Genomic DNA, 13,604 nt, shown 5'->3' on the forward strand with positions numbered 1-13,604 from the left:
ATTGATCAGCGAAAGAGAATTTTTATTGCACCTGTGCGAAACGCTGCAGGATCTTGTCGGCGTCTTCCGGGCGTGCAGCAATTTCCAGAATCAGTTTCTTGCGCACGGCATCTGCAAATGTTGCGGCACTGTCGGCTGTCACCACGAAGGCTGCGGGACCACCAATGATGTCCTGATGGAACCTTTCCTCAAGGTCGTAGGCCACAGGGCGCCCGGAACAATGACGGCACAGAACGGCGAGGCCGTTGATCACGATCCCTGATGAAACGACAGTTTCTCTGGCCTCGTGAATGGTCGGGCCGTTCCAGTTGTTGGCACTGTCGGCGGACAGATCGATGACACGCCGCAATCCGGTATAGGCGTTGGTGTCGATCAATTCCTTGCCTTTGAGCAGGGCTGCACCAATCGCGTTCCGTCCGAACGCGCGGCGCGGTGGCTCCAAAAGCCTTGCCGCAAAGTCTTCCGCAGATGCCTTGCCGTCTATGACTGTCCAATCGACAACAACGTCCTGGGAAAACATGTCGGCCCATTCAACATAGGTAACAACGATCTTCCCGTAAGCATTGCTGGCTATGGCGCTCAGCACTGACGGATCCGTGATCGCTTCGGCATAACCTTGCCTTTGGAACTGGATCTCGGCGTCGTCAATTGAGCCGGTCGCGTCGGCCAGAAGCACGAGTTCAAGGTCCAGTTCTTCGGACACGGCAGGCGTCGCCGTGAGGAAACACCAGGCAAAGACCAGAGCCGCAATCCGTTTCATATGCCCCTCCTATCAGGCCATTCACCTGCAGTAGCTAGGGCAGCGAGCGGAAAAAGGAAAAGTGCGGTGAAGCGGAGAGCCTGAAATTATTGCGAATTTTTGCCAAATTTCTTTTTGGGCAACCAAGATTTTAACACACTTTCTCGCATTTCTTTGGGGGTGCATTCGAGGAGCAGTGTTTTGGAGATTGATTGGCCTGATGCAAAAAAGCTCGCTGGTTCATTCCTTGTCGCTGTGCTCTTTCTTTTCTTAAACAGTGTGGTTGGGAGAGCGGAGGGAAACGATGCGAAACCTGAAGGAGATATTCGGGTTGAGCTGGAGGCAGACAGCTTTGCGATTGGCGAAGAAATCAAGATCAATGTAATCAATGAGCGCGCTCCGTCGGGTTCCAGCGTCGTTCTCTGGTTGTGGCCTGTCATGCCGGGTGACGTGAACGAGCGCGGTTATTACTCAAGCCCTGGCTGCAAAGGCGCACTAACCCCGGTTACGCTCCCATTTAATCCCGACGAAACCAATACTTTCTATTGGAGCGGTCTCTTCACATGGTGGGCTCCGTTTGATCTTCCTATTTCATGTAAGAACTTTTCAGCTGGCCGCTTTGAGATACACGCGCAATTCTATCGCGATAAAAATGTCCCGGTGGTTGGACGGCCAACTAGGTCACAAGATACCAAGTTGCAGCAATCGGCGACATCTCGACCGTTTGATTTGACGGGCGACATCGACATGAGCCGCCTCAAGAATAAGCTCAACAGCCGTGCGGTTAGTTTTGTCTGGGATTTACTGCAGTTACCGAATTCGAGCGATATCTTGCAAGACGCCTTGCTGAACATCAACGAATTGAGGGATCTAGGTGGTGGGTACTATTGCCTGACGAAAGAAATCCCTTTGCTTTTTTCTGGTGTCGTCGAGGCCTGCACTGCTGAGCCAGTGGTTACACCACTTGGGCTGAGGCTTCCGCATGGCGACTACATAAGTGTTCGCGGAAAAGGTGAAGCCACGAAAAACGTGGAGCAGTTCCGCAATGCTCTCGTGATTGCAAGAGACGCCGTTTCACAGCCATTGCTTGGCCGAATGGGCCTTTCATCAAGCAATCGTGATAGGAAACGCGAACGTTGCCAGTCACCCGGTCAGATTTGGTGCCGAGGGACAGTCGCTTACACCGATGAGGGCTCCGAGTTGATGGTGTCGGTTCAGAACTGGGCTGTCTCAGAGAACGCGGAGTTGTGGCTGTTCCACCTTCAATTTCACATTTCGGAGCAATACAAAACAAAGTCTAAAGGGGAGAGTTTTGTCTGTGTCAACGAAGACGGAAAAGTTCTGCGGATTGCAAACGCAGAACGCGGCTCAAATTCGGCAGAGCGCTTGCACGAAGCGTTTCACAACAAAACCTTTGATTGCGTTCCATAAGGAACTGTTGTTTGCAATCGAGCATAAGAAAACCCGCCCTCCAACGGAGAGCGGGTCTTGCAACCTATAATTCGTCTGGCTTAGGCGACGGCCCGGGCCAAGGCGCATTGCGACCAGAGATCATTGATCGAATCGGCCAGATGCTCAATGTCGGCGGCCGTGTGCAGCGGGGTCGGTGTGAAGCGCAGGCGTTCGGTGCCAACGGGGACAGTCGGATAGTTGATCGGCTGTACATAGATGCCGTAGGTCTCCAGCAGAATATCGGAGATCCATTTGCACTTCTTGGCGTCTCCCACCATCACCGGAACGATATGGCTGGGGTTTTCCATGTGCGGGATGCCGCGCTTGTCGAGGGCGGCACGAACCTGCGCAACTCTTTGCTTGTGAGCTGCACGTTCAAGCTGGCTGTCCTTCAGGTGACGGATCGAGGTTGTCGCGCCTGCAGCCAATGCAGGCGGAAGTGCCGTCGTAAAAATGAACCCGGATGCGAAGGAGCGAATGAAGTCGACAACTGTCTTGGAACCGGTGATGTAGCCTCCCATCACGCCAAAGGCCTTGCCGAGTGTGCCTTCGATGATCGTCAGGCGGTCCATCAGTCCTTCACGCTCGGCAACGCCGCCACCGCGCGGTCCGTACATACCAACGGCATGCACTTCATCGAGATAGGTCAGGGCACCGAATTTGTCGGCGACGTCGCAAATCTCCTTGATGGGGGCGATGTCGCCATCCATCGAATAGACACTTTCAAACGCAACCATCTTGGGAGCGTCCGGGTCGTCAGCTGCCATCAGACGCTCGAGATCTTCGTAGTCGTTGTGTTTGAAGATCCGCTTTTCGCAGCGTGCGTGCCGAATACCTTCGATCATGGAGGCATGATTCAGGGAGTCGGAATAAACGATCATTCCCGGAACTTGAGACGCCAGGGTCCCGAGCGCGGCCCAGTTGGAAACATAACCGGAGGTGAAGATCAGCGCGCCTTCCTTGCCATGAAGGTCAGCCAGTTCGTTTTCCAGAAGCACGTGATAGTGATTGGTGCCTGAAATGTTCCGTGTTCCACCGGCGCCTGCGCCGCATTTGGAAATCACATCCTGCATGGCACCGACAACCTTGTCGTGCTGACCCATGCCGAGATAGTCGTTGGAGCACCAGACGGTCACGTCCTGGACAGAGCCGTCTTCACGGTAACGTTTCGCGCGCGGGAAATTGCCTGCCATGCGTTCCAAGTCTGCAAACACTCGGTAATTGCCGTTGTCGTGCAGCTTGCCCAGGCGTTCCTCGAGATACGCGTTTACGTCCATCCTTCGGCCCTCTCTTCACTGGAAATTCTCCAGCGCCTCTTATTTCTTCCGCCCCGATAATGCGTCCATGGGCGGGTCAGTTTTAACCGAGATCATCCCTTTAGATCTCAGACTACCAAGTAACGTCTATCTATTCAAAACCGCATTACCAGACAATTAGCCTTGATCAAGGTCAAATCACAGACATGCGTCTATCCGTCCTAGCCAAAAAGGTAGCGTATGTCCGCCTGATTTATGTGAGACACCGGTCACAGGCAAGACCTTCAATGTGAGGTAAACTGCGATTTTCCAACATGCTGCTTGCTTTCACGAGATAAACATGAATACTGATTCATGTTTCATGCTTTTGGGAGGAAAATCTGGTGCGAAAATCTGCCGGAGTTGCGGAAGTACCGCAAAAGGCGCAGGGAAATCTGCCCAAGACCGCCCGCGGTGAAGCGACGCGAAGGGCGATTCTGGCAGCTGCCGAACGGGTCATAGGGTCCAAGGGCTACAACGATGCATCCATCGGTCATATTACCAGTGAGGCAGGGGTCGCCCAGGGAACATTCTACATCTATTTCTCCACGAAAGAGCAGGTCTTTTCCGAACTTGTTCTTGAGATGGGACGGCTGGTCCGGCACGAGATCGCCGAGGCGACCCAGGGTTTCGAGAACCGCCTTGATGCGGAGCGGGCCGGTCTGCAGGCATTTCTGGAATTTGTGCAGGCTCATCCGGATCTTTACCGGATTGTTCAAGAAGCACTATTCGTCGATCCGGATGCCTACCAGGAATATTACGAGACGTTTGCCGCAGGTTACAAAACCGGCTTGATTGCGGCCGAAGCGGCCGGGCAAATATCAAAAGGCGACGCGGATACCCGCGCCTGGGCCTTGATGGGCATCGCCAAGTCGCTGGGCGAACAGCTTGTCGTATTTAAATCGGACAAGCCGATCCCTGACATTGTCGAGGCAGCATACAGTTTGATTGAACGCGGTATCAGACCGTGACAACGACGGTACAGGGGTTCGTCTCGATTGAAAACCGGGACGATGTTGTCTGGGTCTGGCTGAGCCGGCCTGATCGTCATAATTCGCTCATCCCGGAACTCATCTCGGATCTTAAAAACGCTCTAATGGATGCGGCTCGACAAAGACCGCGAGCGCTTGTGGTCACTGCGAAAGGCAGCAGTTTTTCAACAGGCGGTGACATCGCCGGATTTCTGGATCACCGAAGGACACAGCAAGACCTCAGGGACTATGCAGAAGAGCTGGTCGACGGTCTGCACGGGGTCATTCTGGATCTTATTGACTTTCCGGCACCGGTATTGGCTGCACTTAACGGTCCTGTCACCGGCGGGTCGGTTGGATTGATGCTTGCCGCAGACCTTGTTGCGATGGCCGAACATGCTTTTCTGCAGCCTTATTATTCGCAGGTCGGCTTCGGCCCGGATGGTGGCTGGACCGCGCTGATGCCGGACCGTATTGGTGTCAGCAGGACCCTTGAGATCCAGTATCGCAACGAGCGGGTTAACGCAGCTGAAGCGCGCGAGATCGGTCTTGTGTCCTCGGTTTGTCCGCTATCTGAGCTGGAAGGGCAGATTGGCAAATGGCTGGATGATCTCAGTGGGGGATCATCCAGAACGCATCTTGCGACCCGTCGGGGCGTTTGGGATGACGCACGGCGTGAAACTGTTCGCCGACGCCTCGATCAGGAAAAGGACCGCTTCCTTGAATTGGTTGCCCTTCCGGAGACCATTGAGGGCATGCTGGAATTCACACGCAGACGGGCATGAGATTTTGAAAGTTCTTCGAAGAACCTGGTTTCGGGAGGACGCATGGAGTTTTTAACTGACATGGCGGCCAAGCGGGCAGAGCTAACGCCCGACCATGTTGCCTTCATCGATCACGAAAGCGGACTTCGCTACACTTTTTGTGAAGTGAACAGCCGGGCAACTCGACTGGGAAATCTGCTTTTGAAACACGGCCTCTCCAAAGGGGACCGTGTAGCTGTGCTGTGCCTCAACCACCCGGATTTCTTCATTCTGCTTTTTGCAGCTCAAAAGACCGGAATTGTGTTGGTGCCTCTGAACTGGCGTCAGCCTGTCGCGGAATTGCGGCCGGTTCTGGCGGCGTCCAGGGCGAAGTTTTTGTTTCACGACCTCACCTGCGCAGATACTGCATCCAAGCTGGCGGAAGATGGGGACATACCTTTTCTGATGCTCGGTTCTGCGGATGGAGCCCCAAGCGCGCTCGATCAGGTGCTGAGCTCCGTTAGCCCGGCTGCAATCGGCTGCGGTCGGGTAAAAGCCAGTACGCCCTGGTATCTGCTTTTTACTTCCGGTACGACCGGTCTGCCCAAGGCGGTCATTCAAACTGCGGGAATGGCCTATGCCAACATGATCAACTACGCGCAAGCGACGGGCCTTAGTGTCGGAGAAAGCGGTGTCAATTTTCTGCCGCTGTTTCATACAGCCGGCATCAACCTGCCAACCTTGCCGATCTTTCTGAACGGCGGGTCGTCGACCATTCTTCGGAAATTCGATCCCGATACTGTGCTCGGACTGATCGATGCCGGAGCCGTCACCAGCTTCTTTGGTGTTCCGGCAATTTATCAGGCCCTGGCGCTCTCGGCTGCGGTCGGGCGCACCGATTTTTCCAGCGTGCGCTCACTCGGTTGCGGCGGTGCGCCGGTTCCCAAACACCTCCTGACTGATTTCCAAAAGCGCGGAGTGACCATCTGTAATGGCATGGGGATGACCGAGACCGGCCCGACGGTGTTTCTCATGGACCGGGATCATGCTGCAGAGAAAATCGGCTCGGTCGGCAAGCCGCAGATCCTTACTGACGTGCGGCTTGTGGACGGTGAGGGCGGTGTTCTTGAAGGACCCGGTGAAGGTGAAATCCAGTTCAGAGGGCCGAACATCACTCCCGGATACATGGACAATCCGGATGCGACTGCCGGAGCTTTCACGGTCGACGGATGGCTAAGTTCCGGTGATGTCGGGCGCCGGGATGAGGACGGCTACTACTTCATCGTCGACCGGATCAAGGACATGTACATTTCCGGTGGCGAAAATGTTTATCCGGCCGAGGTGGAAAAAGCACTGGTTAGCCATCCCGACATTCTCGAAGCCGTCGTTGTCGGTCTCCCCGACGCGACGTGGGGCGAAGTGGGTGCAGCCTTTGTGATTGCGCGCCCGGATCGGAAAATCGACACCTCGTCACTTCCCGGCTGGTGCCGCGAGTATTTGGCGCCCTACAAGATTCCAAAAACATTCTCCGTCGTTGACGATCTTCCCAGGACGGCCGCCGGAAAGGTCCGAAAGAACGTTCTCAAAGACCAATTGTCGACACATAAGGCATCGGAGGACGCTTAAGACCGATGGACCGCACAACAGAAGCAGCTGTCATGGCAACATATACCTGGGTTCCCCGGCAAACCGACTTTGATGCATTTGCAAAGCTCTCAGGGGACGACAATCCTATCCATGTCGATCCGGAATTTTCCGCTCGAACCCGGTTTGGCCGGACCGTGTCCCACGGCATGCTGCTTTATTCGCGCGTCTTCGCTCATCTTCAGGCGCTCTATCCGGGGCGAGACCATCAGCTGCAAACACTGATGTTCCCAAATCCATCCTATGCCGGTGAAGAACTTGTCTTCATTTTTAGTGAAAGACCGGACGACAACGGCGAGGTGTTGATTGAAGTGAAGCGAAGCGCAGATGGCGCAGTCACACTGTCAGGATCCTGCCGACTGGGAGGGCCGTCATGAACTTCCGTGAAGGACAAAAGGCTGAATTGACCAGGACTTTTTCGCAGCAGGACATGCTCGAGTTCGCGGCGCTTTCAGGCGACGCAGCCAACGTGCCCAATTCTGTTCCAGGGCCTTTGATCGGAGGGTTGTTTTCCTACCTCCTGGGTGTCGAGTTGCCGGGCCGCGGCACAAATTATCTCAAACAAAACCTGGAATTCCTCTCACCCGCTCCGGTCGGTGAAACGCTGACTGCGTCCGTCACAGTCACGAAGCTGCGCCCTGAAAAACACTTGGTCGATCTGGAAACCGTCTGTGTCAGTTCAAGCGGACACCGCATATGCCAAGGCCGTGCACTGGTCTATGTCGAGGATGTCGGAAAATTCTGAGACCATGAGTTCAATGGACCAATGTGCTTCGAATGATCTGCTTCGGGGTTGACTGAATTAGCTGCAGGAGGTAATTCAACCATATGGTTGAACAACGGCTTGACGACCAGAAACTTACCGCCATTTTGAAGGCGGTAAGTGATCCAAAGCGCCGGGAGTTGCTCACACTGCTTGTGCAGCATGGGCCGACGCGAGTCACGGATCTCGCCAAGCATTTCGATGTCAGCCTGAATGCCGTGTCGAAGCACATAAAGATCCTGGAAGCTGCAGGGCTCGTGCGTCGCCGAACCGAATGGCGCGAGCACCTGATTGAACCGGTTATGGAACCGGTTAGCGAAATCGATCACTGGTTTCAGGAATTGCGGTCAATCTGGACCCAACGGCTCGACGCATTGGACCAGGCCCTTTCCGGGGAGACGGACGATGAGTGAATTGACAGTTGTTGTATCCCGCAGGTTTTCAGTTCCCGCAGCCCGTGTATTCGAGGCATGGCTGGATCCGGACATGCTGGCAAAGTTTATGATCCCCGGACCGGACATGAGTGTGCCAAAGGCAACGGCCGACCCTCGCGTTGGTGGTGAATTCGAAATTATCATGCAGGCGGGTGACCAGCAGATCCCGCACCGGGGGATCTATAAGGAAATCAACCGCCATAGCCGTCTTGTCTTTACTTGGGACAGCCCCTTTTCAACCGCCGACAGCACGGTGACGCTCGACTTTGAGGAAGTTGCGGGCGGTACGGAGCTTACACTCACACATGTGAAATTTCCGTCAGAGGAAAGCCGTGACAACCATCGTGCGGGCTGGGGCAAAATATTGGAGACAATGGATCACGGCCTCTCAGAGGCAAGTGCCGGATAGTCAGGTGCTGTCTGGACTTCGCTGATCAATCCCCTTCGACCAGGCGAACCTTGGCAGGCCAGAACGCATAATGTGACTTCAATTGGCTGGCCATTTCTATTGGCGATTTATAGACCCAGCCGATTTCCTCACCATTGAGTGCAGCATAGCTGGCGTCACCTTTGATCGGGCAATGGGTGGATTTCTCAACTGGATCGAAATCCGATTTCAAATCTGCCTCGGGCACATAAACCACGGGGTCATAAAAGGCTTTGCCAATTTCCAGGACACGCAAAGCGGCAGTGCTATCGGCAAGCAGAGTATCACCCTGGTAAATACGGATGCGTCGTGGCACGGGCTTGATCACCATCAGGTGCTCAGGATTGTTCGGGTTGCGAGCAGCATTGGCGAATGCCGCGGATTGCTGTGCGGTCATCTGAATCTCCTTGGTTCCTGAGAACTAGGTGAGTATCGGTACGCGGGAGCGCAAAAACAAATTTCTGACATTGCCGTGAACACAACTGTTGCAGGCTGATCGCACCAGTGTGCAACATCCCGACAGACGCCAGAGGTCCTCTCAGAGGAAAAGGCATCTTTTGAGCCGTATTCGAAACGCTTATAGTGTTCACTCAGACTTGTCATTGCGGGGTTGTCCAATCTGTAACCACTTCTGTGCAACGAGGATTTCAACCGGCGCCAAGTGCAGCCGGCTTCCGCTTAGAAAGGGTTGGAAGTGTCGGAAATTACCATAACCCGCGCCGTGCGCATGCCGGACCCTTTTCGGATCGAGCGTTTTTCATCCAACCCGAAACTTGGCCCTCGTGTCCTGTTTTTCAGCGGAGGATCAGCTCTCAATGGTCTGTCGCAAAGGCTCAAGAAATACACGCACAATTCCATACATCTGGTGACACCGTTTGATAGCGGAGGAAGCTCGCAGGGGCTCCGGGTGGCGTTCAACATGCCCGCGATCGGAGACTTGAGAAGCCGCTTGATGGCGCTTGCGGACGAGACTGTTCTCGGTCACCCGGAAGTGTTTCGACTGTTCACGCATCGTTACTCCAAATCGGCTCGAAAAGACGATCTGAAAGGAGAACTCGATGCCATGATTGCCGGCACTCACCCGCTGGTCACGTCCATCGAGCAGCCGATGCGCACGCTCATTCAAAACCAGCTCGGCATGTTCCGCGCAGCTTGTCCGCAAGGATTCGACTTGCGCGGCGCCAGCATTGGAAACCTGATCCTCGCCGGCGGCTATCTGAACCAGAACCAGCAGCTTGAGCCGATTATCTTCCTCGTCTCCAAGCTTGTTGGCGTCCTTGGAACAGTGCGGGCTGTTTCTGATGACAATTTGCATTTGGGCGCAGAGCTGGCGGATGGCCAGATGGTTGTCGGGCAGCATTTGTTGACTGCCAAGGAACATCCGCCGCTTACATCACCGATCAAGGATCTTTTCCTCAACAAGTCGCTGGCCGGGCGTGATCCCGCTGTGACAGCGTTTCCAACGCGAAATCGGAAGCTGGTGCAAACGGCTGATCTCATCTGCTACGCACCTGGCAGCTTCTACACCAGCCTGATTGCAAATCTGTTGCCGGAAGGGGTCGGTCGGGCGATTGCAGAACGGACTGTTCCCAAGGTCTATATTCCAAGTCTCGGACTGGACCCGGAAACGGGAAAAATGAACCTGTCCGATAAGGTCCACACTCTGCTGAACTATCTGCACAGGGACGTCGGACCTGATTGTCCAACTCATAAATTGATCAATTTCGTTGTTGTCGATCGCACACTGTCCGATGACGAAACGCTTGAAATCAGTGCTCGCGGCATCACGGTTTTGAAACTGGATCTCGTCAGCGCTCAGTCTGCTCCCTATTATGATCCCGAACCGCTTTGCGAAGCCCTGGTCTCGTTGACCTGATCGGCCAAGATAAGACATCTGCTGGAAAAACAACATGAAACGCACACAGCTGCTAAACCGTCACTTAAGCCAACTTGTTGCCTCGCTCGGGCATCTGGACGAGATCGTGGTTGCCGACGCGGGGTTGCCAGTGCCTGCCGGTGTTGAGGTTATTGACCTCGCCGTTACTCCCGGTATTCCAGGTTTCTTCGATGTTCTTGAGGCCCTGTCCCGCGAACTTATCATTGAGCAGGCAGTGTTCGCCGATGAAACATCGCCTGAGCTTGGCACGGAAATCGAAGTCCGGCTGGCGCATTGGGAGGCGGATACCGGCAAGCCGATTGCGCAATTGAAAATTTCCCATGACGATCTGAAATCGAGGTCCGCCAATGCACGGGCCGTTATCAGAACAGGTGAGTGCACGCCTTACGCAAATGTCATCCTGGTTTCCGGCGTCCCGTTTTAGATGAATGTCCAGACCGTTTCTTGATCTTGCTGCTATCAGTGTTTGAAGGCAGGTGTGCGCCCTGAAGGCCAAACGACCTTATTTGTTTCCTCAAGTGGTCTGTAAGCCTGTCTCCTGGCGGCATTGTTTCGAATAACGAGGCCGCTTCCCAAAACACAATGGCGCAAGGTTTTGTTGTAAAGACAGTGTCTTCCCGCTATGCGAAAAAGATTCTGCGGAGCACCAAAACCGATTTTGTTGACTTACAAAATCGGTTTTGTAACACTTTTTGTTAAGAAAGGCGGAGTTGAAGCCAGATCTTCGATTTGCGCCAAAAACAATCAGGACATTCCAAATGTCCAGTGGGAGGAAGCATGTCGCGGTTACGCGGTTCCGTCACGATTGATGATGTGGCACGCCATGTCGGCGTCGCCAAGGGAACTGTTTCGCGCGTCCTCAACAACTACACAGACATATCCGACGAGACCCGCAAGCGCATTTTGAAGGCGGTCAAGGACCTTGGCTATCAACCGTCGGCAACCGCAAGAAACCTGAAACGCGGTCGTCAGGATACCCTCGGGATTATCATCCCGGTCGGGCATGGCAACGGTGCTGATCCATTCCTGTCTGAATTCATCGACGGTATCGCCCGCGCATTGGATGAGTTGGATCTGGACCTTCTTGTGACCACCGCACATTCACGCGAGCACATGATCGAGTCGCTCGAGCGGTTGATCGCACGCCGCAAGGTGGATGGTTTCATCGTCACGCGAACCGAAGTCAACGACCCGCGTATTGCCTATCTGCAGGAGCGCAATTTTCCGTTCGTTGCCCACGGGCGCACGGCAAATCCGTCCGGTTATGCCTGGTACGACATCGACAACGAGGCGGCATTCGCCGAGGGCGTACGTCATATTTACAGCCTCGGGCATGAGCGGATCGGACTGGTCGGCGGCACATTGGAGCTGAATTTCGCGCGTCAGCGCAGAGAAGGGTATCGCCAGGGGCTGCGAGACCTGGGTGTGAAACATGACCCTTCTCTCGAAACCATTCAGACCGTGAGCGAAAAAGGCGGGATCCTCGGTGCAGAAGAACTGTTGTCGCTGGATCAACCGCCGACAGCCTTGCTGTGTGCGACCGACGCTCTGGCCATTGGTGCTGTTCAGTACTGTCGAAAGATTGGATTGAAAGCCGGGGTGGACGTCACGGTCATCGGCTATGACGGATTGCCCGTCGGGGAATATCTCGATCCGCCGCTCACGACCTTTTCCCAGAGTGCGCAGGAAGCGGGTGGCCGGGTCGCGCGCATGCTGACCGACATTCTGGACGGAAAGTCACCGACAAGTTTGCAGGAGCTGTCCAAGGCAGACCTGATCCGCCGTGCCTCGGATGGCGCGCCGGCGAAGACACCGGCAGCGTTGGCGACAGCGCTCCGGGAACGGCTGAAAGACCAGCCACATTCTGGCAACAAGGGAGAATGAGAATGTTTGGGAGGACTAAATTCCTGGCCTCGACCATTGCGGGTGTACTTGCACTCGGGTTGACAACGGCCCAGGCTGACACTTTGCGTTTCTGGACGACGGAAGAGCAGCCGGAAAGACTGGCCAAACAGGAAGAACTGGCGGCTGCATTCAAGGAAAAAACAGGCATTGAAGTCGATGTCATTCCGGTTTCGGAATCAGAACTGGGTACACGGGCAACGGCTGCCTTTGCCGCAGGCGACTTGCCGGACGTGATCTATCACACGCTGCAATATGCTCTTCCCTGGGCGGAAGCCGGCATTCTGGACACGGAAGCTGCTACCGAAGTGGTTGAAACCCTCGGTAAGGATACCTTCGCACCGGGCGCTGTTTCCATGGCAGCCGTCGATGGCGGGATCGCATCGGTTCCGGTCGATGGCTGGACCCAGATGGTGGTCTACCGCAAGGACCTCTTCGATGCGAATGGCCTTGCGGCCCCCGATAGCTACGAGAACATTCTGGCTGCCGTTGAAAAGCTGCACAATCCGCCGGAAATGTTCGCGTTTGTTGCTGCGACCAAGATTGACGAGAACTTCATGAGCCAGGTGCTGGAGCATGTGCTTCTGGCAAACGGCGTCAATCCGGTGAACAACGAAGGCTTCAAGCCGCTTGATGAGAAGAAGACCATTGAGGCGCTGGATTTCTACAAGGCGATCGCAAAGGCCTCTCCTCCAGGCGATTTGTTCTGGAAACAGTCGCGCGAACTTTATTTTGCCGGCAAAGCAGCGATGATCATCTGGTCTCCGTTCATCCTGGATGAACTGGCCGGTCTGCGTGACAGTGCACCGCCAACCATCACCGACGATCCGACGTCCAGTGAGCTGGCATCCAAGACCGGTATCGTGACCACATTGAGCGGTCCGTCCAACCCGGATGGTGCAGCTTGGGGCGATGTTCGCTATTTCGGCATCACCAACGATGCGGACACGGAAGCTGCGATGCAGTTCATCGAGTTCTCCATGGATGATGGCTACATGTCGACACTGTCGATCGCGCCGGAAGGAAAGTTCCCGGTTCGCCGTGGCAACAAGGACAATGCAACGGCGTTTGTCGATGGCTGGTCCAAACTGCCGGTTGGTGTCGATCGCAAAGCACCCCTGACCGACCTTTATGACGCGGAAACAATCAAAACAATCGTCTCGGGTCTGGACACTGCCAGCCGTTGGGGTGTCACGGAAGGTCAGCTGTCGCTTGCTTCCAAGATCATCAACAGCCAGGTGATCAACCGTCTGGTGCGTGAATATATCGACGATGAGCGCGATGCGGCCGCAACGGTTGCCAAACTCAATGAAGAACTGGCGAAAGTCCAGTAACTG

The 13,604-nt window shown here is 54.8% G+C and carries 15 protein-coding genes; 12 read left to right on the forward strand and 3 right to left on the reverse strand.

The features are described 5' to 3' along the window. Positions 1-22: 22 nt before the first annotated feature. On the reverse strand, positions 23-760 hold the full coding sequence (locus K1718_RS05930; RefSeq protein ID WP_265683003.1) for a DUF1194 domain-containing protein: 738 nt from the start codon (positions 758-760) through the stop codon (positions 23-25). Between the two features lie 99 nt (positions 761-859). On the opposite strand from K1718_RS05930, the gene K1718_RS05935 reads away from it, so the two are divergent. Beyond that, a complete protein-coding gene (locus tag K1718_RS05935; RefSeq protein WP_265683005.1) occupies positions 860-2,170 on the forward strand; it encodes a hypothetical protein in 1,311 nt (436 codons plus the stop codon). 80 nt (positions 2,171-2,250) lie between these two features. Here K1718_RS05935 and hemA read toward each other — a convergent pair whose 3' ends face one another. Further along, positions 2,251-3,468 carry a 5-aminolevulinate synthase gene (gene hemA / locus K1718_RS05940; RefSeq protein ID WP_152500061.1) on the reverse strand — a complete coding sequence of 406 codons (1,218 nt, stop codon included), beginning with the start codon at positions 3,466-3,468 and terminating at the stop codon, positions 2,251-2,253. A gap of 362 nt (positions 3,469-3,830) precedes the next feature. On the opposite strand from hemA, the gene K1718_RS05945 reads away from it, so the two are divergent. The 7 genes from K1718_RS05945 (at position 3,831) to K1718_RS05975 (ending at position 8,450) form a co-directional block, all read left to right on the forward strand. Next, positions 3,831-4,457 (forward strand): TetR/AcrR family transcriptional regulator, encoded by a 627-nt coding sequence (locus tag K1718_RS05945; RefSeq protein WP_152500062.1) that lies wholly within the window; start codon positions 3,831-3,833, stop codon positions 4,455-4,457. Further along, the gene (locus K1718_RS05950; protein ID WP_265683014.1) at positions 4,454-5,242 is read left to right on the forward strand and encodes an enoyl-CoA hydratase/isomerase family protein; all 789 of its coding nucleotides are present in this window, start codon (positions 4,454-4,456) and stop codon (positions 5,240-5,242) included. The genes K1718_RS05945 and K1718_RS05950 overlap by 4 nt, the downstream gene beginning before the upstream one ends. A 42-nt stretch (positions 5,243-5,284) precedes the next feature. Continuing rightward, positions 5,285-6,826, forward strand: coding sequence for an AMP-binding protein (locus tag K1718_RS05955; protein ID WP_265683016.1), 1,542 nt, complete (start codon positions 5,285-5,287; stop codon positions 6,824-6,826). A 5-nt stretch (positions 6,827-6,831) separates the two neighbouring features. After that, positions 6,832-7,221 carry a MaoC/PaaZ C-terminal domain-containing protein gene (locus K1718_RS05960; RefSeq protein WP_265683017.1) on the forward strand — a complete coding sequence of 130 codons (390 nt, stop codon included), beginning with the start codon at positions 6,832-6,834 and terminating at the stop codon, positions 7,219-7,221. Then, positions 7,218-7,589, forward strand: a complete 372-nt coding sequence (locus tag K1718_RS05965) for a MaoC family dehydratase (protein ID WP_265683018.1) — start codon at positions 7,218-7,220, stop codon at positions 7,587-7,589. Before K1718_RS05960 ends, K1718_RS05965 begins: the two co-directional genes overlap by 4 nt. Before the next feature lie 83 nt (positions 7,590-7,672). Next, entirely contained in the window at positions 7,673-8,020 is a 348-nt protein-coding gene (locus K1718_RS05970) for an ArsR/SmtB family transcription factor (protein WP_265683020.1), read from the forward strand. Continuing rightward, positions 8,013-8,450, forward strand: a complete 438-nt coding sequence (locus K1718_RS05975; protein WP_265683022.1) for an SRPBCC family protein — start codon at positions 8,013-8,015, stop codon at positions 8,448-8,450. The genes K1718_RS05970 and K1718_RS05975 overlap by 8 nt, the downstream gene beginning before the upstream one ends. 25 nt (positions 8,451-8,475) lie before the next feature. Here K1718_RS05975 and K1718_RS05980 read toward each other — a convergent pair whose 3' ends face one another. Beyond that, positions 8,476-8,865: a DUF427 domain-containing protein gene (locus K1718_RS05980; protein ID WP_265683024.1), complete on the reverse strand. Its 390-nt coding sequence runs from the start codon at positions 8,863-8,865 to the stop codon at positions 8,476-8,478. Positions 8,866-9,162: 297 nt separating this feature from the next. Between K1718_RS05980 and K1718_RS05985 the strand changes: the two genes are divergently transcribed. The 4 genes from K1718_RS05985 (at position 9,163) to K1718_RS06000 (ending at position 13,601) form a co-directional block, all read left to right on the forward strand. Further along, positions 9,163-10,344, forward strand: a complete 1,182-nt coding sequence (locus tag K1718_RS05985) for a GAK system CofD-like protein (protein ID WP_265683025.1) — start codon at positions 9,163-9,165, stop codon at positions 10,342-10,344. 34 nt (positions 10,345-10,378) lie between these two features. Beyond that, the gene (gene rbsD, locus K1718_RS05990; protein WP_152500070.1) at positions 10,379-10,789 is read left to right on the forward strand and encodes a D-ribose pyranase; all 411 of its coding nucleotides are present in this window, start codon (positions 10,379-10,381) and stop codon (positions 10,787-10,789) included. Between the two features lie 353 nt (positions 10,790-11,142). Continuing rightward, positions 11,143-12,249 carry a LacI family DNA-binding transcriptional regulator gene (locus tag K1718_RS05995; RefSeq protein ID WP_265683029.1) on the forward strand — a complete coding sequence of 369 codons (1,107 nt, stop codon included), beginning with the start codon at positions 11,143-11,145 and terminating at the stop codon, positions 12,247-12,249. Positions 12,250-12,251: 2 nt separating this feature from the next. After that, the gene (locus K1718_RS06000) at positions 12,252-13,601 is read left to right on the forward strand and encodes an ABC transporter substrate-binding protein (protein ID WP_152500072.1); all 1,350 of its coding nucleotides are present in this window, start codon (positions 12,252-12,254) and stop codon (positions 13,599-13,601) included. Positions 13,602-13,604: the final 3 nt, after the last annotated feature.

Origin of the sequence: Roseibium porphyridii (assembly GCF_026191725.2) — a bacterium.
GTDB lineage: Bacteria > Pseudomonadota > Alphaproteobacteria > Rhizobiales > Stappiaceae > Roseibium > Roseibium porphyridii.